19 protein-coding genes are annotated in these 20,311 nt (G+C 67.3%); 13 read left to right on the top strand and 6 right to left on the bottom strand.

Annotated elements, in window-relative coordinates; genetic code table 11:
• The first annotated feature begins 147 nt into the window (after positions 1-147).
• From KPB06_RS29280 to KPB06_RS29295, 4 genes are all read left to right on the top strand, one after another.
• A complete protein-coding gene (locus KPB06_RS29280; RefSeq protein WP_059584986.1) occupies positions 148-1,050 on the top strand; it encodes a LysR family transcriptional regulator in 903 nt (300 codons plus the stop codon).
• A 401-nt stretch (positions 1,051-1,451) separates the two neighbouring features.
• Positions 1,452-3,011 carry a DHA2 family efflux MFS transporter permease subunit gene (locus tag KPB06_RS29285; RefSeq protein ID WP_059584984.1) on the top strand — a complete coding sequence of 520 codons (1,560 nt, stop codon included), beginning with the start codon at positions 1,452-1,454 and terminating at the stop codon, positions 3,009-3,011.
• A 281-nt stretch (positions 3,012-3,292) separates the two neighbouring features.
• Positions 3,293-3,625 carry a hypothetical protein gene (locus tag KPB06_RS29290; RefSeq protein WP_059584983.1) on the top strand — a complete coding sequence of 111 codons (333 nt, stop codon included), beginning with the start codon at positions 3,293-3,295 and terminating at the stop codon, positions 3,623-3,625.
• 126 nt (positions 3,626-3,751) lie between these two features.
• The gene (locus tag KPB06_RS29295) at positions 3,752-5,341 is read left to right on the top strand and encodes an ABC transporter substrate-binding protein (protein WP_059584982.1); all 1,590 of its coding nucleotides are present in this window, start codon (positions 3,752-3,754) and stop codon (positions 5,339-5,341) included.
• Positions 5,342-5,452: 111 nt separating this feature from the next.
• Here KPB06_RS29295 and KPB06_RS29300 read toward each other — a convergent pair whose 3' ends face one another.
• The 4 genes from KPB06_RS29300 to KPB06_RS29315 form a co-directional block, all read right to left on the bottom strand.
• Positions 5,453-6,760, bottom strand: coding sequence for an Nramp family divalent metal transporter (locus KPB06_RS29300; RefSeq protein WP_059584981.1), 1,308 nt, complete (start codon positions 6,758-6,760; stop codon positions 5,453-5,455).
• 97 nt (positions 6,761-6,857) lie between these two features.
• Positions 6,858-8,114: an oxalate decarboxylase family bicupin gene (locus KPB06_RS29305; RefSeq protein WP_059584980.1), complete on the bottom strand. Its 1,257-nt coding sequence runs from the start codon at positions 8,112-8,114 to the stop codon at positions 6,858-6,860.
• 337 nt (positions 8,115-8,451) lie between these two features.
• Positions 8,452-9,786: a type II toxin-antitoxin system HipA family toxin gene (locus tag KPB06_RS29310; RefSeq protein ID WP_275905790.1), complete on the bottom strand. Its 1,335-nt coding sequence runs from the start codon at positions 9,784-9,786 to the stop codon at positions 8,452-8,454.
• Between the two features lie 3 nt (positions 9,787-9,789).
• Positions 9,790-10,038, bottom strand: a complete 249-nt coding sequence (locus KPB06_RS29315; RefSeq protein ID WP_089465600.1) for a helix-turn-helix domain-containing protein — start codon at positions 10,036-10,038, stop codon at positions 9,790-9,792.
• A gap of 253 nt (positions 10,039-10,291) precedes the next feature.
• Here KPB06_RS29315 and sapR point away from each other — a divergent pair, with 253 nt between their 5' ends.
• From sapR to KPB06_RS29360, 9 genes are all read left to right on the top strand, one after another.
• On the top strand, positions 10,292-11,179 hold the full coding sequence (sapR, locus tag KPB06_RS29320) for a sap1 transcriptional regulator SapR (RefSeq protein WP_059584977.1): 888 nt from the start codon (positions 10,292-10,294) through the stop codon (positions 11,177-11,179).
• Positions 11,180-11,196: 17 nt separating this feature from the next.
• Complete coding sequence (gene ddpX / locus KPB06_RS29325) at positions 11,197-11,760, top strand: D-alanyl-D-alanine dipeptidase (RefSeq protein WP_089465601.1); 564 nt, start codon at positions 11,197-11,199, stop codon at positions 11,758-11,760.
• Between the two features lie 70 nt (positions 11,761-11,830).
• Positions 11,831-13,432, top strand: a complete 1,602-nt coding sequence (locus KPB06_RS29330; RefSeq protein WP_060968811.1) for an ABC transporter substrate-binding protein — start codon at positions 11,831-11,833, stop codon at positions 13,430-13,432.
• 10 nt (positions 13,433-13,442) lie between these two features.
• Positions 13,443-14,513, top strand: a complete 1,071-nt coding sequence (locus tag KPB06_RS29335) for an ABC transporter permease (protein ID WP_059584974.1) — start codon at positions 13,443-13,445, stop codon at positions 14,511-14,513.
• Between the two features lie 67 nt (positions 14,514-14,580).
• Entirely contained in the window at positions 14,581-15,495 is a 915-nt protein-coding gene (gene nikC, locus KPB06_RS29340; protein ID WP_089465602.1) for a nickel transporter permease, read from the top strand.
• A gap of 1 nt (position 15,496) precedes the next feature.
• A complete protein-coding gene (locus KPB06_RS29345; protein ID WP_089465603.1) occupies positions 15,497-16,411 on the top strand; it encodes an ABC transporter ATP-binding protein in 915 nt (304 codons plus the stop codon).
• On the top strand, positions 16,408-17,184 hold the full coding sequence (locus KPB06_RS29350) for an ABC transporter ATP-binding protein (protein WP_060310822.1): 777 nt from the start codon (positions 16,408-16,410) through the stop codon (positions 17,182-17,184). The genes KPB06_RS29345 and KPB06_RS29350 overlap by 4 nt, the downstream gene beginning before the upstream one ends.
• A gap of 128 nt (positions 17,185-17,312) precedes the next feature.
• On the top strand, positions 17,313-17,567 hold the full coding sequence (locus tag KPB06_RS29355; protein ID WP_059584970.1) for a GlsB/YeaQ/YmgE family stress response membrane protein: 255 nt from the start codon (positions 17,313-17,315) through the stop codon (positions 17,565-17,567).
• Positions 17,568-17,931: 364 nt separating this feature from the next.
• Positions 17,932-18,261, top strand: coding sequence for a hypothetical protein (locus tag KPB06_RS29360; RefSeq protein WP_059639607.1), 330 nt, complete (start codon positions 17,932-17,934; stop codon positions 18,259-18,261).
• Positions 18,262-18,280: 19 nt separating this feature from the next.
• Here the strand turns inward: KPB06_RS29360 and KPB06_RS29365 are convergent, their stop codons facing one another.
• Positions 18,281-19,153: a LysR substrate-binding domain-containing protein gene (locus KPB06_RS29365; RefSeq protein WP_059584968.1), complete on the bottom strand. Its 873-nt coding sequence runs from the start codon at positions 19,151-19,153 to the stop codon at positions 18,281-18,283.
• Between the two features lie 106 nt (positions 19,154-19,259).
• Positions 19,260-20,159 carry a class A beta-lactamase gene (gene bla, locus KPB06_RS29370; RefSeq protein WP_089465604.1) on the bottom strand — a complete coding sequence of 300 codons (900 nt, stop codon included), beginning with the start codon at positions 20,157-20,159 and terminating at the stop codon, positions 19,260-19,262.
• Between the last annotated feature and the right edge of the window lie 152 nt (positions 20,160-20,311).

Raw genomic sequence — 20,311 nt, forward strand, 5'->3', positions numbered from 1 at the left:
CATACGATCGTGCGGCACGCGCCACTACCGGGGAAAACGGAATGCGGTATTGCAGTGCACGGAATAATCGGGACAACTGACATGAAAATGCAGAGGCAGGACCGACAACGGTAAGATGCGCGCAGGCTGAACACGTAACAAATTTGTATGGACCTCGATAGCATCCGAATATTCTTGCGCGTAGTGGAGCGCGGCAGCTTCACCGCCGCGTCCGTGGAACTCGACATGCCGCTCAGTCGCGTGAGCCGCAAGGTCAAGCACCTCGAGGACGATCTCGGCGTGCAACTGCTGTACCGGACCACACGCCGCGTGTCGGTCACCGAAGCCGGGCGCGATTACTACGAGCGCTGCCTGCGCGCCGAGGACATCCTGCTCGACGCGGACCGCCAGGTCCGCACGCTTCGCACCGACCCCGAAGGCACGCTGCGCGTGCTGGTGCCCTATGCGATCGGCCTGTTCCAGCTCGAACCGGCGCTCGCCGAATTCCGCCGGCGCTACCCGCTCGTGCAACTGGTGCTGATCTACGACAACAGTCCACTCGACCTCGTCGAGCATGGCTTCGACGTCGCGCTGCGCGCGGGTCTGCTGAACGATTCGGGTTACGTCGCGCGCTCGCTCGGCTGGTCGCATGCGAAGCTCGCCGCGAGCCCCGCCTACCTGGATCGCACCGGGCGGCCGAGCACGCCGAACGATCTCGCGCAACACGACATCCTGTTCGTCGGCCGCGATGCGCCGGGCCTGACGCTGCGGCTCAGCAACTCCAACGGCGATCGGGCCGACGTCCCGGTGCAACCCGTGCTGATCTCGAACGAATCGGTGACGGTGTTGCGCCAGGCCACGAGCGGCGGCGGCATTGCGCTGATCTCCACGCATTTCACCGCACGGAAGCTCGCGAGGAACGAGCTCGAGATCGTGCTGCCCGACTGGCATCGCACCAACGACGTCGAGTTGCACGCGCTCTACCCGCGCCGCGCGACGCTCGACAGCAAGGTGCGTGCGTTCGTCGAGTTTCTGACGGAACTGTTCGCCACCTGGCGAACCGCGCCGTAACCGGCCTCGCACGGCCGGCAATCGATGCACGTCGACTACATTATTGCGACGCAGGAAAGGAATTAATGAGCGCGCAGGCGTTGATCGTCGTTCTCCGCATGGTTAGCCTGTGACGATGAAAAACGACCACACACGCGACGGCAGCCACGTGCCCGCTGCCCGCCGACGCATCACGCGCGTCGCACCCTCCTGACCGGCGATAGTCCGCCCCGCGAAGCCGGCCCCGGCTTCGCCATTCCGATCACCGATCGAACCGTACGCCGCACGCGACGGCGCCGCTCGCCCGACCGCCGGGCGGCGTCCGTCCGTCGGTTTCGCGCTTCGCCGCGCGCCTGCCCGTCGCGTGCATGCGCGGCGGACGGCGCGCGCCGTATGGCCTTCATCCATCACGCAGGAACCCCATGTCATCTCCGTCACCCCAGGCACCGCTGTCGGGCGGCAAGCTCGCGATCGGCACGATCGCGGTATCGCTCGCCATGTTCATGAACGTGCTCGATTCGTCGATCGCGAACGTCGCGATCCCGACGATCTCGGGCGACCTCGGCGTGTCCGTCGATGAAGGCACGTGGGTGATCACGATCTTCGCGGCCGCGAACGCGGTATCGATTCCGCTGACCGGCTGGCTCACGCAACGCTTCGGCCAGGTACGCCTGTTCGTCGCGTCGATCCTGCTGTTCGTGTTCGCGTCGTGGCTGTGCGGGATCGCGCCGAACCTGCCGACGCTGCTCGCCGCGCGGATCCTGCAAGGCGCGGTGGCGGGGCCGCTCGCGCCGCTGTCGCAGGCGCTGCTGCTCGGCGCATGGCCGCGGCAGAAGTCGTCGACCGCGCTCGCGCTGTGGTCGATGACGGCCCTCGTCGGCCCGATCGCCGGGCCGTCGCTCGGCGGCTGGATCACCTACGACTACAACTGGTCGTGGATCTTCTACATCAACATCCCGGTCGGCTTCTTCGCGGCGGCCGTCACGTGGTTCGTGTTCCGCGATCGCGAATCGGCCACGCGCCGCCTGCCGATCGATACGGTCGGCCTGCTCCTGCTCGTGCTGTGGGTCGCGTCGCTGCAGATCATGCTCGACAAGGGCAAGGATCTCGACTGGTTCAATTCACCCGTCGTCGTCGCGCTGGGCATCGTCGCGCTGATCGGCTTCGCGTTCTTCCTCGTGTGGGAGCTGAACGAGGCCAACCCGATCGTCGACCTGCGGCTCTTCACGCAGCGCAACTTCGCGGGCGGCACGATCGCGATCTCCGTCGCGTACGGGATGTTCTTCGGCACGCTCGTGCTGCTGCCGCAATGGATGCAGGGCTATCTCGGCTACCGGGCAGTCGATTCGGGGCTCGCCACCGCGCCGCTCGGGCTGTTCGCGATCCTGCTCACGCCGGTCATGGGGCGTCTGCTGCCGCGCACCGATCCGCGCTATATCGCGACGCTCGCGTTCGTCGGCTTCGCGGTCGTGTTCATGATGCGCACGACGTTCTACACCGACGTGTCGCGCTGGGATCTGGTGCTGCCGACGCTGCTGCAAGGCATTCCGATGGCGATGTTCTTCGTGCCGCTGACGTCGATCATCCTGTCCGGGCTGCCGCCGGAGAAGATTCCGGCCGCGGCCGGCCTGTCGAATTTCGGCCGCACGTTCTGCGGCGCGGTGGGGACGTCGCTGATCAGCAATGCGTGGAACGACCGCACGATCCTGCATCACGTGCGGCTCACCGAACAGGCGAGCGTCACCAATCCGGTCTTCACGCAGCAGCTCGACACGACCCGTTCCCTGCTGCACCTGAGCCCCGATTCGGCGCTCGCGTTCTTCAATGCATCGGTCGATTCGCAGGCGGCCGTGATGGGATTGAACGACATCTTCTACGTGTCGGCGATCATCTTCATCGCGATCATCCCGCTGATCTGGATCACGAAACCGGTGCGCTCGGGCGGCGGCGATGCCGATGCGGCGGCGGCCGGCGCGCATTGATCGGCATTCGTTGCGCGGGACGCAGCGCCGGCGTCGCGCGGACGGCGGAACTCGCCTGTCAGGGCGGCACCATCGGCAGGCGCCCATGCGGCAGCGAGCCCGTGTTGTATCGAATCGTTTCAACGCGCCAACGGCGTCGGATGCCGCGGGTATACTCCGTCGTCAGCCGCCTGCCGTCTCGTCGTCCGTCAAAAGCGGCCCGATTCCGGGCGGTTTCGTCGCGAAGCTTCGCGTTTCGCCCCCCGCGCCCCAGCCTCGACACGAGACACCCGACGCCGACCATGAAACGATTCCTGCTGCTCCTTCCCGCCGCGCTGCTCGCCGCCTGCGGTTCCTCGCCCTCGTCCGACTCGGCCGGCTCGGGCGCCGCGCCGATGATCTACGTGTCGTCGCAACGTCCGGCCTACGCGGTCGCGAACTGCCTCGACAGCCGCCTGTCGGGCACCGAGCAATCGCAGCACAACGGCGTGACCGACATCGCCGTCGGCTCGAATTCCTACTTCGTCACGCTGACGCCGTCGGGCAGCGGCTCGGTGATCAAGGTCGTGCGTGGCTCCGGCAACGAGCCGGCCGAGGAAGCGATGCGCTTCGCGATCGCGCGCTGCGCGATCTGACGCCCCCGGCGCCGGGCGCCCGCCCGGCCCGCCGCTGTGCGCCGCCCGGCGCGCGTGCCGAATATTTTCATCCGGGTGCCCGTCGATGAGAGAATCGCACCACGATTCCCTTTCGATGGAGCCCGCATGAAGCACCTGCTGTCCCGGCTGTTCGTCAGCGCCGCGCTCGTCGCGCTTGTTCCGGCGCTGCCGGCGCAGGCGGCCACGCCGCCCGGCATCTTCGTCGTCGCCACGCAGCTCGGCGAATTCACGACCATCGACCCGAGCGGGATCTACGAGCTGGTGCCGTCCGAATACGTCGCGAACACCTACGAGCGGCTGGTGCGCGTCGACCTGAAGGACCCGACGCGCTTCGACGGACAGATCGCGCAATCGTGGACGGTCGGCGCCGACGGCGTGACCTACACGTTCAAGCTGCGCCCCGGCCTCACGTTCCATTCCGGCAACCCGGTCACCGCCGACGACGTCGCGTGGTCGCTGCAGCGCACCATCCTGCTCGACAAGGGGCCGGCCGGCGTGCTCGCCGATCTCGGCCTCACGAAGGCGAACGTGACGCAGAAGGTGCGCGTGGTCGATCCGCAAACCGTCGCGCTCGAAACCGACCGCAAGTACGCGCCGAGCTTCGTGCTCAACGTGCTGAGCGCGTGCCCGGCATCGGTCTTCGACAAGAAGCTGCTGCTGTCGCACCAGCAAGGCAACGATCTCGGCAGCGGCTGGCTGCGCACCAACGACGCGGGCTCGGGCCCGTACCAGCTCGTCAAGTGGACGCCGAACGAGACCATCGTGCTGCAGCGTTTCGACAAATACCGCACGCCGTACCCGATGAAGCGCGTGGTGCTGCGCCACGTGCCCGAAGCCTCCGCGCAACGGCTGCTGCTGGAGAACGGCGACGCCGACGCCGCGCGCAACCTGAGCCCCGACAGCCTCGCCGCGCTGTCGAAGGCCGGCAAGATCAAGGTCGCGTCGTGGCCGGTGTCCGCCCTGCTGTACCTGAGCCTGAACACGAAGAACCCGAACCTCGCGAAGCCCGACGTGCAGCAGGCGATGAAGTGGCTCGTCGATTACGACGGCATCCAGCGCAATATCGTCAGCACGACGTACAAGGTGCATCAGACCTTCCTGCCCGAAGGCTTCCTGGGCACGCTGAACGCGCGGCCGTACAAGCAGGACGTCGCGAAGGCGAAGGCGCTGCTCGCGAAGGCCGGCTTGCCGAACGGTTTCGACGTGACGATGGACATGCCGAACGACTATCCGTACCTCGAGATCGCGCAGGCGCTGCAGGCGAACTTCGCGCAGGCGGGCATCCGCGTGAAGCTGATCCCGGGCGACGCGAAGCAGGCGATCGGCAAGTACCGCGCGCGCCAGCACGACATCTTCATCGGCGAATGGTCGCCCGACTACATGGACCCGAACAGCAACGCGCGCGGCTTCGCGTGGAATCCGGACAACTCGGACCAGTCGCCGACCAAGATGCTCGCATGGCGCAACGGCTGGGACATTCCGCAACTGACGAAGGACACCGAGGCCGCGCTCGTCGAGCCGTCGCCCGCGAAGCGCGCGCAGCGTTACGAGGCGCTGCAGAAGGCCGTGCTCGCGAACTCGCCGTTCATCATCATGTTCGAGAAGGTCGTGCAGGTCGCCACGCGCCCCGGCGCGACCGGGCCGGAAATCGGGCCGATCAACGACCTCGTGTCGTACCGCACGCTCGCGAAGTAATCGCGGCCGCCCGCGCTGGCCGCGACGCGCGTCGGCGGCCGGCAGTGCCACGCGATCCGGCGGCCGCGCGGGGCGCCGGACATGCGGCAGCAGGCGGCCGCCCGCACCCGTTCAATTGAATGCCGCCCACACCAGGTATGCATTCAGCCCGACGATCACGACCGTCGCCGCGCCGGCGACGATCCGCAGCGGCATCCGCATCGCGTAAGCGCCCATCACGTCCGTGCGCGCCGACAGCAGCAGCAGCGCGATCATCGGCATCGGCAGCACGAAGCTCAACACGACCTGGCTCGCCACCATCGCGCGCGTGACGTCGCAGCCCAATGCCACCACCACGAACGCGGGCGCGATCGTCACCGCGCGCCGCACCCAGATCGACATGCGGCGGTGGATGAAGCCCTGCATCACGACCTGCCCCGCCATCGTGCCGACCACCGAGCTCGACACGCCCGACGTCAGCAACGCGACGAGAAACAGCGCGCCGGCCGCCGGCCCGAACACCGGGATCAGCGTGTGATAGGCGTCGCCGATGTCGGTCATGCCCGGCGCGGCCGCATGAAACGCGGACGACGCCATCATCACCATCGCGAGATTCACGAACCCGGCGAGCCCGAGCGCGACCACGACCTCGCGGTTCGAGAAACGCACGAGCCGCCGCCGCTCGGCGTCGTCGCGCGGCGCGGTGCGATCCTGCGTGAGGCCCGAATGCAGATACAGCGTGTGCGGCATAATCGTCGCGCCGATGATGCCGACCGCGATCGTCAGCGCCGCATGATCCGGAATCTGCGGGACCACCAGATGGAACGCGGCCGCATGCCAGTCCTGCGGCGCGATCAGCAGTTCGCCGAGATAGCACGCGCCGATCACGCCGACCAATGCCGCGATCGCCGCCTCCAGCGGCCGGAAGCCGCGTTTTTCGAGCGCGAGGATCGCGCAGGTCGCGAACGCGGTCGCGATCATCCCCGCGAACAGCGACAGGTGGCACAACAACCCGAACGCGAGCGCGCCGCCGAGGAATTCGGCGAGATCGGTCGCCATCGCGGCGATCTCCGACGCCACCCACATGCCCCACACGACCGGCGCGGGGAAGCGGTCGCGGCACAGCTCGGCGAGATTGCGGCCGGTCACGATGCCGAGCTTCGCCGACATCGCCTGGAACAGCATCGCGATCGCGTTCGCGGCCAGCACGACCCACAGCAGCCGGTAGCCGTACGCGGCGCCGGCCTGGATGTTGGTCGCGAAGTTGCCGGGATCCATGTAGCCGATCGATGCGATCACGGCCGGGCCGACGAACGGCAGCAACGCGGCGACGCCGGTGCGGCGCCCTTCCAGCGCGGCACGCGCCGCGCCGTCGGTCTGCTCGGTGGACAGTCCCGGCAGCGCAAAGCCGCCGGCAGGTTTGCTCGGGACGGGAATCATGGCAAGTATTCCGTTCTAATGAGGACGGCTGATTCAGGGATCGCGCCCCGCCACAACCAGCATGCCGCGTGCCGGCCATGGCAGGACGCCGGCGGCGTCACAGCGGCACGACGTCGGGACGGTTGCGCGGAAACCGTGCGATCACGTCCGGCGCGATGTTCAGGTGCGCTTCGACGAGCTTCGGCGGCGTGTGCGCGAGCCAGTCGGACAGCGACACCTCCGCATAGCGGTCGGTCTTGAAGATCTCGAGGAATACGAGGTCGGTCTTGCCGGTGTTCTGCACGTAGTGCCCGAGGCTCTTCTTCACGTAGCCGACGTCGCCCGCGCGGAAGTCGGCCGTCTGCGCCTTCGGCCCCGTGTCGAACACGGTCATCCGCGCCTCGCCTTGCAGGTAGTACTGCCATTCGTCGGCGTTCGGGTGCCAGTGCAACTCGCGCATGCCGCCCGGGTGCACGGTGACGAGCGCCGCCGCGACGGTCGTGGATACGTTGAAGTTGGTGCTGTCCGCGATCCGCACCTCGCCGCCGCGCGTCTTCCTGACCGGTTTCATGTCGCCGAGCGAAAAGACGAACGGATGCGGCGGCGCGCCGGCCGACGCGGCCGACGCGCGCTGCGCGTCCGCAAGCGGGCCCGGTTCGTCGCCCTGGAAGATCCACAGGTTGTCGAGCGGCACGTTCCTGAACGCGTCGGACGGCACGCCGAAGTTCAGCGCAAGCACGTCGGGCGGCGTATGCGCGATCCAGTCGGTCAGCAACAGCGTGTTGAATTCCGATGCGCGGCCGTTATCGAATGCGAGCAGAAATTCGGCGCCGTCGCTGCCGATGCCCTGCAGCGAATGCGGCAGGCCGGGCGGGAAATACCAGAGGTCGCCGGTCTTGACGTCCTGCACCGACGGCCGCCCGAGTTCGTCCAGCACCGTGATCCGGCAGCGGCCGTCGAGCATGATCGCCCACTCGGCCTGCTGGTGCCAATGCATCTCGCGAATGCCGCCGCGCGTCAGGCGCATGTTGACGCCGGAAATGGTTTCGGAAATCGCGAAATCGTCCTGCGTGACTTCGCGCGCCCATCCGCCATTTTGAATGCGCTTATGCGCATTATTGAAAGACGCCCAGAATAACGGCATCCCGTTGATATCGGTGGCCGGCGGATCCTGAAAGGACGGGAATTGATTGGCGATGGCCGGATTTTTAGGCCCCGGATCGGTCAGGCTCTGGCGGTTGCGCGCATTCACCGCGCCTTCCGGCGGGCTGTCCGGATTACCGAACGAGGCGGCCTTGGCGGTTACCGCGATGCCCGCGGCGGCAATCGCGCCGGCCGTGCTCGTCAACATCTTGCGTCGAGAAAGATTCGTCATGATTTCCTCTTATTCGTGCAATCGAGAGAATTTCCATTACGGAATACTTGCCGCTTTTTCGAATTACCGAAAATCAAACATCCCGTGACGCAAGTTAAATACAAAACCATCTAAAAATTAAATGAATTATTAATCTTGATTGATGAGTTAAACTGATCGACTTTAATTTTGTAATTATTGCGATGCAGCAGACTGTAAATGGCGGCAAGCTGTGCTCGATATGCGCACCGCGCGATTGCCGCCCGATGCCATCGATTCGGGTTTCCTGGCGCGCAAACCGGAACGGAAAAATGCGGATGCGCCGGCTTTCACCGGCCCGGAGCGGAACCGGGGCGGGTCACTCCCGCGGCATGTCGGCGAGTCGTTGCGCGGCGAAGCGCAATCCGCCGAGAATGCGTTCGGCGATCCTCGCCGGAAATCCGGCCGGCAGCGCCGCGCCGACCGATTCGATCACCTGGGGCGTCATCGCGACGAGCCGGTCGACGATCGGTGTCGCGATATCGCCAAGCAGGCAATGCTCCGCCATCGCAGTGAAGTGCCGGCGCGTGATATCGCGCATCGCGTAGTGCTTGCGCTTGCCGTGCACCGCCATCGCGAGCTTCGCCTTGTGCCACGACCACTGGTTCGCGCCATCTCCCTCGACCGGCCAGATCGACATCACGTCGTAGAGCGGCGTCAGACGGAAGCGGCCGCCCGGCAGCAGGCGCAGACTGAAGTTCTTCGCATGCCCGTCCGGTGCGGCAAGCATCCAGAACGCCACCAACGCGGTGAACAACGTGTCGAGGTCGGCCTGCGCCGTTTCCGACCGGCGCAGGATGCCGGCCAGATCGGGCACCCCGGGGCCACCCTGCGATTCGTATTTCAGATGCGGCGGCACGCCGAGCGCCTGACAGAAATCTTCTTGCGGCAAGCGCAACAGCCAGCCGCCGTCACGATGCAGCGCGCGATCGAAGCGCGTGACCGACAGCACCTTGTGTGCGCCGAAACGCACGATGTCGGCCTCCGCCGTCGGCAGGCCGAACGCACGCAGGATCGCGAGGCACAGCCATTCGTTTTCGACGGATGTCGTCAGATCCGCACGCTTGTTGCCGACCAGCCCGAGCGGCAACTTCAGAATATGCGTCGTCGGGGTCGCGCCATGCGGACGCATCCATCGCCCGTCGTGAAACAGCAGCGCGGTCTTTTCCTGCGCGCCGGCCAGCGACAGGCGGAAATCGTCGTCGTCCTGCGCACCGCCCACCGCCCCCCTCGCCTGATCGAGCACGCGCGCCACCTCGTCGTCGGACAACGGCGTGCCGTCGATCCGGTCATGGCCTGCCGGGGTTTCATCCTCGCCGAGCAACTGCACCGCGCCGACGCAGTCCCGGCCGAGCGCGGCGAGCAGATCGAAAGGCTCGATCGTCGCCGTGCCGAACCGCGATGCAAGCCGCCGACGAATTGCATCGCTGTCCGGCAGCAGATTGTCGAAGTAGTGATTGACGCGCTCGCCGCGCAACGGCGCATCGCCGACGCCGAACGGCAGCGACAGCGACAACGGGCGGCCGGCGTCCGACTGTTTCCAGCCGGCGTCGTACAGCAGTTCCATGTCGCCGCGCGCGGGAATCCGCCAGATTCCCACCCGCACGCCGTTGGCCCAGATCGATAGCGCGCGGCCGTGCGATTTGCGTCCCATCGATTACCAGTCGACGTTGGCAGCGTCGCGCCCGTCCTTCGTGCAGATGCTGAGTTCGAGACCGTACAGCGCGGTCAATTCGAGCAACTGCCTGAGCGACAGGCTTTCGGTGCGAGTGGTTTCGAGCGACGACAGGCGCGACTGGCCGACGCCGATGCGCGCCGCCGCTTCGGCTTGCGTCAGCCCCTTGGCCTGACGTGCGGACGACAGGATTTCAGCCAGTTGCACGGGGGTATTGACGATGAGATTCACGGGGATGGGCTCGGTATACGATCCATGCAGTATATCTCTGTGAGAAATAAACGCAAATTATTCCCGTCAAACATAAACGCGCAATATGCCTGTCAGGAATAATCCGTCATGCGGGCCACCCGTCTCCGCTCATCGGGTGTTCCCCGCCCCTATCATCGTGAGCCAGCCATAGTTTTTATTCGCTGGCGCCAATGATTTTGGTTTTGTCAGATAGATGACATCGAATCATCAAATGACAACGATCTAACAGCCGATGACCTGCGCGTTCGCCCATACCGTCGAGTCCCGCTATGCCGAGCTGACGCCGACCGCCAAGCGCATCGCGAGCTACATGCTCGCGAACCTCGATCGGCTCGGCCTCGAGACCGCCGACCAGATCGCGCAGCAAGCCGGCACCAGCGGCATTTCGGTCGGGCGGTTCCTGCGCAGCGTCGGCTACCGCAATCTCGACGACCTGAAACGCGAACTGCGCGGCGGCGGCGATCGCCCGTGGATGATCACCGACCGGCTCGACGAGTACCGCCGCGCCAGCGCCACGCAAACGACCGCCGGCGAGCGCGACAGCAACAGCAATGGCAGCACGCTCGCGTCGTCGCTCGAGCGCGAGCTCGACGCGATCCGCCACGTGTACCGCCTGGCCGAAGGCCCGGTGTTCGCGCAGGTGGCAGACCGGATCGCGCATGCCGACGCCGTGTTCATCCTCGGCATCCAGTCGACGCGCGGCATCAGCAACGCATTCAGCAGCTACCTCGAATACCTGCGCCCGCGCGTGTTCTATTCCGACGGCCAGTCGGGTTCGTACGTCGATTCGCTGAATTCCGAGTTCGAACGGCCGTACTGCATCGTCACCGACACGCGCGCGTATTCGCGCAGCGCGCGCCGCTATTGCCAGGCGGCCGCCGAGCGCGGGCAGCCGTTCGCGCTGGTCACCGATCTGTATTGCCCGTGGGCGCGCGAATGGCCGGCGGATCTGCTGCAGGTGAAAACCGACGTCGGCCAGTTCTGGGATTCGCTCGCACCGCTCACCTGCCTGTTCAACCTGCTGATCACGGCCGTGGTCGACCGCCTCGGCCCCGCGATCGACCGGCGCGTCGCGCGCAACCGCGAACTGCAGCGCACGTTCGACCAATTCGAATCCTGAGCGAAGCCGCCCCGCCGATGAACGATCACCGCCTCGTCGAAATCACGCCCGCCACGCATCGCGTCGACATCGATCTCGTCTATGCGACCGACCGCAACCTGACCGGCAAGCCGATCTACCGCCGCGCGCACTGCCTGCTGCTGGCGCCGGCCGAAGCCGCATTGCGCCGCGCGGTCGACGTCGCCGCGCAGGCCGGCTTCACGCTGCGCATCTACGACGCCTACCGGCCGCCGCAGGCGCAGCAGGTGCTGTGGGACTTCCTGCCCGATCCGAATTTCATCGCCGATCTCGGGCGCGGCTCGAATCACAGCCGCGGCACCGCGCTCGACCTGACGCTCGTCGGCGCGAACGGCGAGCCGCTCGACATGGGCACGGGCTTCGACGAGATGGTCGCCGCGTCGGGTCATTTTCACGCGGGATTGCCCGAACACGTGCAATGCAACCGGCTGCTGCTGCTCGGCGTGATGCACGCGGCCGGCTTCGCGCACATCGACAGCGAATGGTGGCACTACGAACTGCCCGGCTCGCACGCGTTGCCGCAGATCGACAATGCGGCGAGCGGCCCGTGGCGCCTGATGTAGCGGCAGCGCACGCCCCCTTTTTCATGCACGTTCACGTTCAACGACTCAAACGACAGATGGAGAAGCGCCCATGAAATTCCCGACCTCCCGGCTCGTCGCGGCGCTGGCCGCCGCGTCCGTATTCGCCGCCGTTCCGCTTGCCGCCGCCCACGCGGAAACGCCGAAGGACATGTTCGTGATGGCCACGCTGCTCGACGAATTCACGACGCTCGACCCGGGCGAAATCTACGAACTGGTGCCGGAGGAATACGTCGCGAACACGTACGACCGGCTCGTGCGCGTCGACCTGCGCGATCCATCGAAATTCAACGGCGACGTCGCGCAATCGTGGACGGTGAGCCCCGACGGCCTGACCTACACGTTCAAGCTGCGTACCGGCCTGAAGTTCCACTCGGGCAACCCGCTGACGGCCGACGACGTCGCGTGGTCGATCCAGCGCGCGGTGCTGCTCGACAAGGGGCCGGCCGCCGTGCTGACCGGCATCGGCCTCACGAAGGCGAACGTCGTCGCGAACGTGAAGAAGCTCGACGACGCGACGGTGTCGGTCACGACCGACCGCAAGTACGCGCCGACCTTCGTGCTAAACGTGCTCGGCTCGTGGCCCGCGTCGGTGCTCGACAGGAAGCTGCTGCTGTCGCACCAGCAAGGCAACGACTTCGGCAACGCGTGGCTGAAGACCAACGAAGCCGGCTCCGGCGCATACAGGCTCGTCAAATGGACGGCCGGCGACAGCCTCGTGCTGCAACGCTTCGACGGCTACCGGCTGCCGCTCGCGATGAAGCGCATCGTGCTGCGCCACGTGCCCGAAGCGGCAAGCCAGCGCCTGCTGCTGGAAAACGGCGACGTCGACGCGGCGCGCGACCTGAGCCCCGACGATCTGGCGTCGGTCGTGAAGTCGGGCAAGGCGAAGGTGGCGGCATCGCCGCAGGCGACGCTGCTGTATCTCGGCCTGAACACGAAGAACCCGACGCTCGCGAAACCCGACGTGCAGGAAGCGCTGAAATGGCTCGTCGACTACGCGGGTATCCAGGGCAACGTCGTGAAGACGACCTACAAGGTGCACCAGACCTTCCTGCCCGAAGGCTTCCTCGGCACGCTGAACGCGAACCCGTACAAGCTCGACGTCGCGAAGGCGAAGGCGCTGCTCGCGAAGGCCGGCGTGCCGAACGGCTTTTCGGTGACGATGGACGTGCGCAACGACTATCCGTACACGGAGATCGCGCAGGCCGTGCAGGCGAATTTCGCGCAGGCCGGCATCAAGGTGCAACTGATCCCCGGCGACAACAAGCAGACGCTCGCGAAATACCGCGCGCGCCAGCACGACATCTACATCGGCGAATGGTCGGCCGACTACATCGATCCGCACAGCAACGCGCAGGGTTTCGCGTGGAATCCGGACAACGCCGACAAGTCGAGCTATAAAATGCTGGCCTGGCGCAACAGCTGGGACATCCCGCAACTGACGAAGCAAACCGACGCCGCGCTCGCCGAACCGGCCGCCGCGAAACGCGCGCAGCTTTACCAGACGATGCAGAAGGAAGTGCTCGCGCGCTCGCCGTTCGTGATCATGTTCGAGAAAGTCGCGCAGGTCGCGACGCGGCCCGGCGTGAGCGGGCTCGAAGTCGGGCCGATCAACGATCTCGTGTCGTACCGCAACCTGAAGAAGCAATAAGATTCGCCGCATGTCGACTCCCGCCTCCTCCCTCGAAGCGCTGCGCACGCTGCCCGCGCGGCGCCCGGCCGTACGCTGGGCGCTGCGCGTGCTGCGCTGGGCGATCACGCTCGCCGTCACGTTCGCGGGGCTGCTCGCGCTGACGTTCGTGATCGGCCGCAAGGTGCCGATCGACCCTGTGCTCGCGATCCTCGGCGATCGCGCGTCGGCCGAAGCGTACGCGGCCGAGCGCATCGCGCTCGGGCTCGACAAGCCGCTCGCCACGCAATTCCTGATCTACGCGCGCGACGTGCTGCACGGCAATCTCGGCGTGTCGCTGCTGACCGCGAACCCGGTGCTCGACGATATCCGGCGCGTGTTTCCGGCCACGCTCGAACTGGCGACGATCGCGACGCTGATCGGCATCGCGATCGGCGTGCCGCTCGGCGTCGCGGCCGCGGTGAAGCACAACCGGCCGATCGATCACGTCGCGCGCTTCGTCGGGCTGATCGGCAATTCCGTGCCGGTGTTCTGGCTCGGGTTGATGGGGCTGCTGCTGTTCTATGCGCGGCTGCACTGGGTCGGCGGCCCCGGCCGGCTCGACCCGGTGTACGACGGCATGGTCGATCCGCGCACCGGCAGCCTGCTGCTGGATGCGGCGCTCGCGGGCGAGTGGGACGTGTTCCGCAACGCGGTATCGCACATCGCGCTGCCGGCCGCGATCCTCGGCTACTACTCGGTCGCGTATCTGAGCCGCATGACGCGCTCGTTCATGCTCGACCAGCTGAGCCAGGAATACATCGTCACCGCGCGCGCGAAGGGCCTGTCCGAGCGCCGCGTGATCTGGCGGCATGCGTTCGGCAACATCATGGTGCCGTTGCTCACCGTGATCGCGCTCACGTACAGCAACCTGCTCGAAGGCTCGGTGCTGACCGAGATCGTGTTCGCGTGGCCGGGGCTCGGCTCGTACCTGACCGGCGCGCTGCTGAACGCCGACATGAACGCGGTGCTCGGCGCGACGCTCGTGATCGGCGCGATGTTCATCACCGTCAACCTGCTGACCGACGCGCTGTACCGCGTGTTCGATCCGCGTGCGCGCTAAAGGACTGCCCCGACATGACCGCTTCCCTCCTGCTTCTTTCATCGCCGATGCCGAAGGTCGTCCAACCATGAGCGCCGAGCGTCTGTCCCTGCGCGCGTGGCTGCTTTCCGATGCGCCCGCGTCGCGCTCGCAAGCCGCGTTCGGCCTCGCGTACCGGCGCTGGCGCCGGTTCGCCACGAATCCGCTCAACCTGTTCGGGCTGGCGATCCTGCTTGCGCTGATCGTCGTCGCGATCGTCGGCCCGCTGATCATGCCGCACGATCCGCTGCGCCAGGTGCTGTCCGACCGGCTGCTGCCGCCCGGCTCGCCGTCGCACTGGTTCGGCACCGACCAGCTCGGCCGCGACATCCTCTCGCGGCTGATCGCCGGGTCGCGCCTGACGCTCGGCATCGCGCTGCTCGTCGTCGCGATCGTCGTGCCGATCGGCCTCCTGATCGGCACGACGGCCGGCTATTGCGGCGGCTTCGTCGACAGCGTGCTGATGCGCATCACCGACATCGCGCTCGCGTTCCCGAAGATCGTGCTCGCGCTCGCGTTCGCGGCCGCGCTCGGCCCCGGCGTGATCAACGCCGTGGTCGCGATCTCGATCACCGCGTGGCCCGCGTATGCGCGGCTCGCGCGCGCGGAGACGATCCGCATCGCGCAAGCCGACTACATCCATGCCGCGCGGCTGCAAGGCGCGTCGGGCCCGCGCATCCTGCTGCGCTACATCATGCCGCTGTGCATGTCGTCGGTGATCGTGCGCGCGACGCTCGACATGGCCGGCATCATCCTGACCGTCGCGGGCCTCGGCTTTCTCGGCCTCGGCGCGCAGCCGCCGAGCCCCGAGTGGGGTTTCATGGTCGCGTCGGGCCGCAACGTGCTGCTCGACGCGTGGTGGGTCGCGACGCTGCCCGGCATCGCGATCCTGCTCGTGAGCCTCGCGTTCAACCTGCTCGGCGACGGGCTGCGCGACGTCTTCGATCCCCGTCATGGAGCGTGACATGCCGACGAATTCCACTACCGCGCCGGCGCCGCTCTGCGAGATCGACGGGCTGAAGATCGGCTTTCGCGGGCACGACGGCAGCGTGACCGACGCCGTGCGCGACCTGTCGCTGACCCTCGCGCCCGGCGAACGGCTCGGCATCGTCGGCGAATCGGGCTCCGGCAAGTCGCTGACGGGCCGCGCGCTGCTCGGCCTGCTGCCCGACGCCGCGCGCTTTTCGGCGCGCACGATGCGCTTCGCGGGGCACGACCTGCTCGCGATGTCGCCGCGCGAGCGCCGGCGGCTGTGCGGCAGCCAGATGGGGATGATCCTGCAGGACCCGAAATATTCGCTGAATCCGGTGATGACGGTCGCGAAGCAGATGGGCGAGGCGTTCCGCCTGCACGAGCCCGGCTTGCGCGGCCGCGCGCTGCGCGAACGGATCGTCGAGGCGCTCGCGGCCGTGCAGATCCGCGACCCGGCGCGCGTCGCCGATGCGTATCCGCACGAGCTGTCGGGCGGCATGGGTCAGCGCGTGATGATCGCGATGATGGTGTCGACCGGCCCGCGCCTCTTGATCGCCGACGAGCCGACGTCCGCGCTCGACGTCGCGGTGTCGATGCAGGTGCTCGCGGTGCTCGACGCGATGATCGCGCGCCACGGCACGGGCCTGATGTTCATCAGTCACGACCTGCCGCTCGTGATGTCGTTCTGCGATCGCGTCGCGGTGATGTATGCGGGCCGCGTGGTCGAAACCTGCGCCGCGCGCGACCTGCGCGACGCTTCGCATCCCTATACGCGCGGCCTGCTCGCGGCCAACCCGCCGCTCGCGAACCCGCCCGACGAACTGCCGGTGCTGCGGCGCGATCCGGCATGGCTCGATTCCGCACCGCCCGCCTTCGCGCCCGCCAATCGACAGGAGCCCGCACGATGATCGACGTCGATCACGCATCGATCCGTTTCCCGACCCGCACGGGTCACGTCGACGCCGTGCGCGACGCGAGCTTCGCGGTGCGCGACGGCGAAGTGTTCGGGCTGGTCGGCGAATCGGGTTCCGGCAAGTCGACGCTGCTGCGTGCGCTGACGGGCCTCGTGCCGCTCGCGTCCGGCAGCCTGTCGATCGACGGCCGCCCGGTGGGCGGCACGCCCGATCGCGCGTTCCGCCGCCACGTGCAGATGGTGTTCCAGGATCCGTACGCGTCGCTGCATCCGCGCTTCACCGTCGATCAGACGCTGCGCGAGCCGCTGTCGATCCATGCGATCGACGACCCCGATGCGCGGATCGCCCGCGCGCTCGCCGAGGTCGGCCTCGGCCCCGCGTTCCGCTTCCGCTATCCGCACCAGTTGTCGGGCGGCCAGCGGCAGCGCGTGGCGATCGCGCGTGCGCTGATCGTCGAGCCGCGCGTGCTGCTGCTCGACGAGCCGACGTCCGCGCTCGACGTATCGGTGCAGGCCGAGATCCTCAACCTGCTGCGCCGCCTGCATCGCGAACGCAACCTGACGATGATCCTCGTCAGCCACAACCTCGCGGTGATCGGCTTCCTGTGCCAGCGCGTCGCGGTAATGCAGCACGGCGAGATCGTCGAGCAATTGCGGGTCGAGGACGTGCGCGCCGGGCAGGTCGCACGCGACTACACGCGCACGCTGCTGAACGCGACCGAAGGCTATCGACGGCTCGATCCGGCGGCCGGTGTGCCGACCGCCTGACATCCGCACGACGCGCCGGCATGCGATACTCGGCACGCCGCGCACGGGTTCGCCGTCGCAGGGAACCCCGGTGCGCCGGGCGAGTCCATTTCCTTTCGTCAACAACTCAACAGCAACAGGGGGCATCCATGCTGCAATTCATCGAAACCCTGGTCGTCGGGCTCATCGTCGGCCTCCTCGCCCGCGCGTTCAAGCCGGGCGACGACAAGATGGGTATCCTGATGACCATCGTGCTCGGCGTCGTGGGTTCGCTGGTCGCCGGCTACGTCGGCCGCGCGGCCGGCTGGTACGCGCCTGGCCAGGGCGCCGGCTGGATCGCGTCGATCATCGGCGCGATCGTGCTGCTCGTGGTCGTCGGCGCGATCCGCAAGCGCGCGGGCTGAACACCGCCCGCCGCGCGCCAGCGCAACACGGCCGCTCGCCCCGCGCGAGCGGCCGTTTTCTTTTGGCGAATCGCCATTCTCAGGATTGCCGATTCGTTGAGCCCTCAACGATTTACCTGCAAATCCCGCATCCATTGACGGGTATCCACCGAGCCTACGTCATCGGCAATACCCTGACTTGCGGCCGCACAATTTTGAGATAAATTGATTGAAGAAACACGGCGTCGTTTGCTCGTCGTCGTTATTTCCGGTTTCTCACTCAAGAGGTTCGATGAAATTGCCGTTTACGCATACAGCATCGCAGCGTTGACGGACTGCCATTCGAGCGGCCTCGCTGCGACGCGCTTCCTCTCTGGAGCCTGTCATGAAGCATCGCCTGTTCGCCGCCTCGTTCGCATTGGCTGCCTCGCTTCTGGCGCCTTCCTCGTCCTTTGCCGAAGGCGCATCCGGCATCATCCACTTCACCGGCATGATCGTCGAGCCGCCCTGCTCGTTCGCGCCCGACACGGCCAACGCCGCCCGCATACGCGCCGATTGCCCGCGGCCCGCGACCGGGCAGATCGCGTTCGTCGACGCGGCGAGCCAGCAGGCCGTCAAGACCACGACCTTTACCGAAGCTTCGGGCGCAATCGTTTTACCGAAGCGCGCGGGCAACAGTCGTGCACCGATGATCGCCGTCGTGACCTACCAGTAAAGCTCGCCGCGGCCGCGCGTCAGTCGCGATGGCGCGCGATCCAGTCGCTGAACGCGCGAATCTTCTGCTGGCCGCCGAGGTTCTCGGGATAGACGAAGAAGTAGCGCGCGCCCGTCTCGAGCACGATGTCGAACGGCCGTTCGAGCCGGCGCGCGCTGACGTCGTCGTCGACGAGCGTCACGTCGCCGATCGCGACGCCGAAGCCCTGCATCGCCGCGTTCGTCGCGAGATCGAGCGTGTCGAACGTCGGCCCGCGCGCGGGATCGACTCCACGCTCGCCCGCATGGTCGAGCCATGCGCGCCAGTCGCGGTGGTCGCGCGTCGGATGCAGCAGCGTATGGCGCGCGAGATCGCCGACCGCATCGAGCGGCGACGCTTGCCGCAACTCGGGCGCGCAAACGGGTGTCAGCCGCTCGTCGAACAGCGGCAGCGCGACGACGCCCGGGCCGGGCGAGGTCCCGTAGACGATCGCCGCATCGAACGGTTCGCTCGAGAAATCGACGACGTGCTGCCACGCGGTCGTGATCTGCACGTGGAGATCGGGATGTTCGCCCTGGAAACGCATGATGCGCGGCAGCATCCAGCGGATCACGCAGGTCGGCACCTTCAGCGCGAGATCGGTGCGCTGCCGCGTGAGCTTCATCGAGATGTCCTCGATCCGCGCGAAGCTCTCGTCGACCACCGGCAACAACTGCTCGCCCTCGGCCGTCAGCGTGAGGCCCTTCGCATGCCGCCTGAACAGCGGAAAACCGTAATGCGCCTCGAGCGTCTGGATCTGCCGGCTCACCGCGCCCTGCGTGATGCACAGCTGCTCGGCCGCGCGCGTGAAGCTGCGGTGGCGAGCCACCGTCGAGAAGATCTGCAGCGCGTGCAGGGGCGGAAGTCGGCGCATGGCGAACGGGAAACGGGAAACGGCGCGGATGGGCCGCGCGCCGACGCCGGCGCGCGCTGACCGACACGATAAGCCAAACGCCGGCTTTGCGCGAGACGCCGGATACTCAGGCCGTCGCGGTAAGCGCGCCCGCCGCGATGCGCGCCGCCGATGCGACGACGTCCGCGCGCGCCGCGGCAGTCGCCTCCGGCTGCGTGAACGACACGGCCATCACGATCGGCGCGTGCGACGGCGGCCACAGCACCGCGATGTCGGTCGTCGTGCCGTAGCCGCCGGTGCCGGCCTTGTCGGCGACGCGCCAGCCGGGCGGCACGCCAGCCGCGATGCCGGTCGCGCCGCGCGCGCCGCCGACCATCCATTCCGTCAGTTGCGCGCGCTGCGGTTCGCGCAGCGTGTCGCCGAGCAGCAGCCGCTGCAGCGTGTCGACCATCGCGACCGGCGTCGACGTGTCGCGCTCGTCGCCGGGCGCGGCCTTGTTCAGCTCGGGTTCCCAGTGATCGAGGCGGAAGGTGGTGTCGCCGCTTTCGCGCGCGAACGCCGTGACGGCCTGCGGGCCGCCGAGCACGCCCATCAGCAGGTTGCCCGCGCCCTTGTCGCCCGACTGCAGCATCGCCGCGCACAGCTGCGCGATCGTCATGCCGGTGTCGACGCGGCTTTCCGTAATCGGCGAGCCGGACACGATTTCATAGCGACGGTACAGGATGCGGCGCGGCAGCAGCGATGCGTCGAGCGCGCCGCGCGCGAGCATCGCGGCGGCCGCCATGACCGCATACGTGCCGCACAGCGGGAAGCGCTCGCGCGCGTGGTGCGCGATGCGCACGCCGTTCGACGTATCGAGCGCGGCGACGCCGAGCCGCCCGTTCGAGGCTTTTTCCAGCGCGGCGAGTTCGGCTTGTCCAGTATGGGCGCGCCCCTGGTCGGCGACCGGCGCCGACGTGCATGCGGCAACGAACGGCGCGGCAACGGCGGCAAGCAACAGCGAGCGGCGTGTCGGAGAATGTTCCATGGATGAGATCTGTTCTGTCGGAAACGGTGGCGCGAAGCAACGCGGCCGCGCATCGGCGACGCGCGACCGTTCACGCCGACGGCCGGCCCGCGACGGCATTCGCCGCGCATCCCCGAAAGACGCCCGTCGGCCCCGCGATGGCGGGATTCGCA

Origin of the sequence: Burkholderia semiarida, from assembly GCF_029268935.1 — a bacterium.
GTDB classification, from domain to species: domain Bacteria; phylum Pseudomonadota; class Gammaproteobacteria; order Burkholderiales; family Burkholderiaceae; genus Burkholderia; species Burkholderia semiarida.

Coding starts and splice junctions, on each gene's coding strand:
- KPB06_RS29280 (WP_059584986.1), top strand. CDS start 148: ATGGACCTCGATAGCATCCGAATATTCTTGCGCGTAGTGGAGCGCGGC.
- KPB06_RS29285 (WP_059584984.1), top strand. CDS start 1,452: ATGTCATCTCCGTCACCCCAGGCACCGCTGTCGGGCGGCAAGCTCGCG.
- KPB06_RS29290 (WP_059584983.1), top strand. CDS start 3,293: ATGAAACGATTCCTGCTGCTCCTTCCCGCCGCGCTGCTCGCCGCCTGC.
- KPB06_RS29295 (WP_059584982.1), top strand. CDS start 3,752: ATGAAGCACCTGCTGTCCCGGCTGTTCGTCAGCGCCGCGCTCGTCGCG.
- KPB06_RS29300 (WP_059584981.1), bottom strand. CDS start 6,760: ATGATTCCCGTCCCGAGCAAACCTGCCGGCGGCTTTGCGCTGCCGGGA.
- KPB06_RS29305 (WP_059584980.1), bottom strand. CDS start 8,114: ATGACGAATCTTTCTCGACGCAAGATGTTGACGAGCACGGCCGGCGCG.
- KPB06_RS29310 (WP_275905790.1), bottom strand. CDS start 9,786: ATGGGACGCAAATCGCACGGCCGCGCGCTATCGATCTGGGCCAACGGC.
- sapR (WP_059584977.1), top strand. CDS start 10,292: ATGACCTGCGCGTTCGCCCATACCGTCGAGTCCCGCTATGCCGAGCTG.
- ddpX (WP_089465601.1), top strand. CDS start 11,197: ATGAACGATCACCGCCTCGTCGAAATCACGCCCGCCACGCATCGCGTC.
- KPB06_RS29330 (WP_060968811.1), top strand. CDS start 11,831: ATGAAATTCCCGACCTCCCGGCTCGTCGCGGCGCTGGCCGCCGCGTCC.
- KPB06_RS29335 (WP_059584974.1), top strand. CDS start 13,443: ATGTCGACTCCCGCCTCCTCCCTCGAAGCGCTGCGCACGCTGCCCGCG.
- nikC (WP_089465602.1), top strand. CDS start 14,581: ATGAGCGCCGAGCGTCTGTCCCTGCGCGCGTGGCTGCTTTCCGATGCG.
- KPB06_RS29345 (WP_089465603.1), top strand. CDS start 15,497: ATGCCGACGAATTCCACTACCGCGCCGGCGCCGCTCTGCGAGATCGAC.
- KPB06_RS29350 (WP_060310822.1), top strand. CDS start 16,408: ATGATCGACGTCGATCACGCATCGATCCGTTTCCCGACCCGCACGGGT.
- KPB06_RS29355 (WP_059584970.1), top strand. CDS start 17,313: ATGCTGCAATTCATCGAAACCCTGGTCGTCGGGCTCATCGTCGGCCTC.
- KPB06_RS29360 (WP_059639607.1), top strand. CDS start 17,932: ATGAAGCATCGCCTGTTCGCCGCCTCGTTCGCATTGGCTGCCTCGCTT.
- KPB06_RS29365 (WP_059584968.1), bottom strand. CDS start 19,153: ATGCGCCGACTTCCGCCCCTGCACGCGCTGCAGATCTTCTCGACGGTG.
- bla (WP_089465604.1), bottom strand. CDS start 20,159: ATGGAACATTCTCCGACACGCCGCTCGCTGTTGCTTGCCGCCGTTGCC.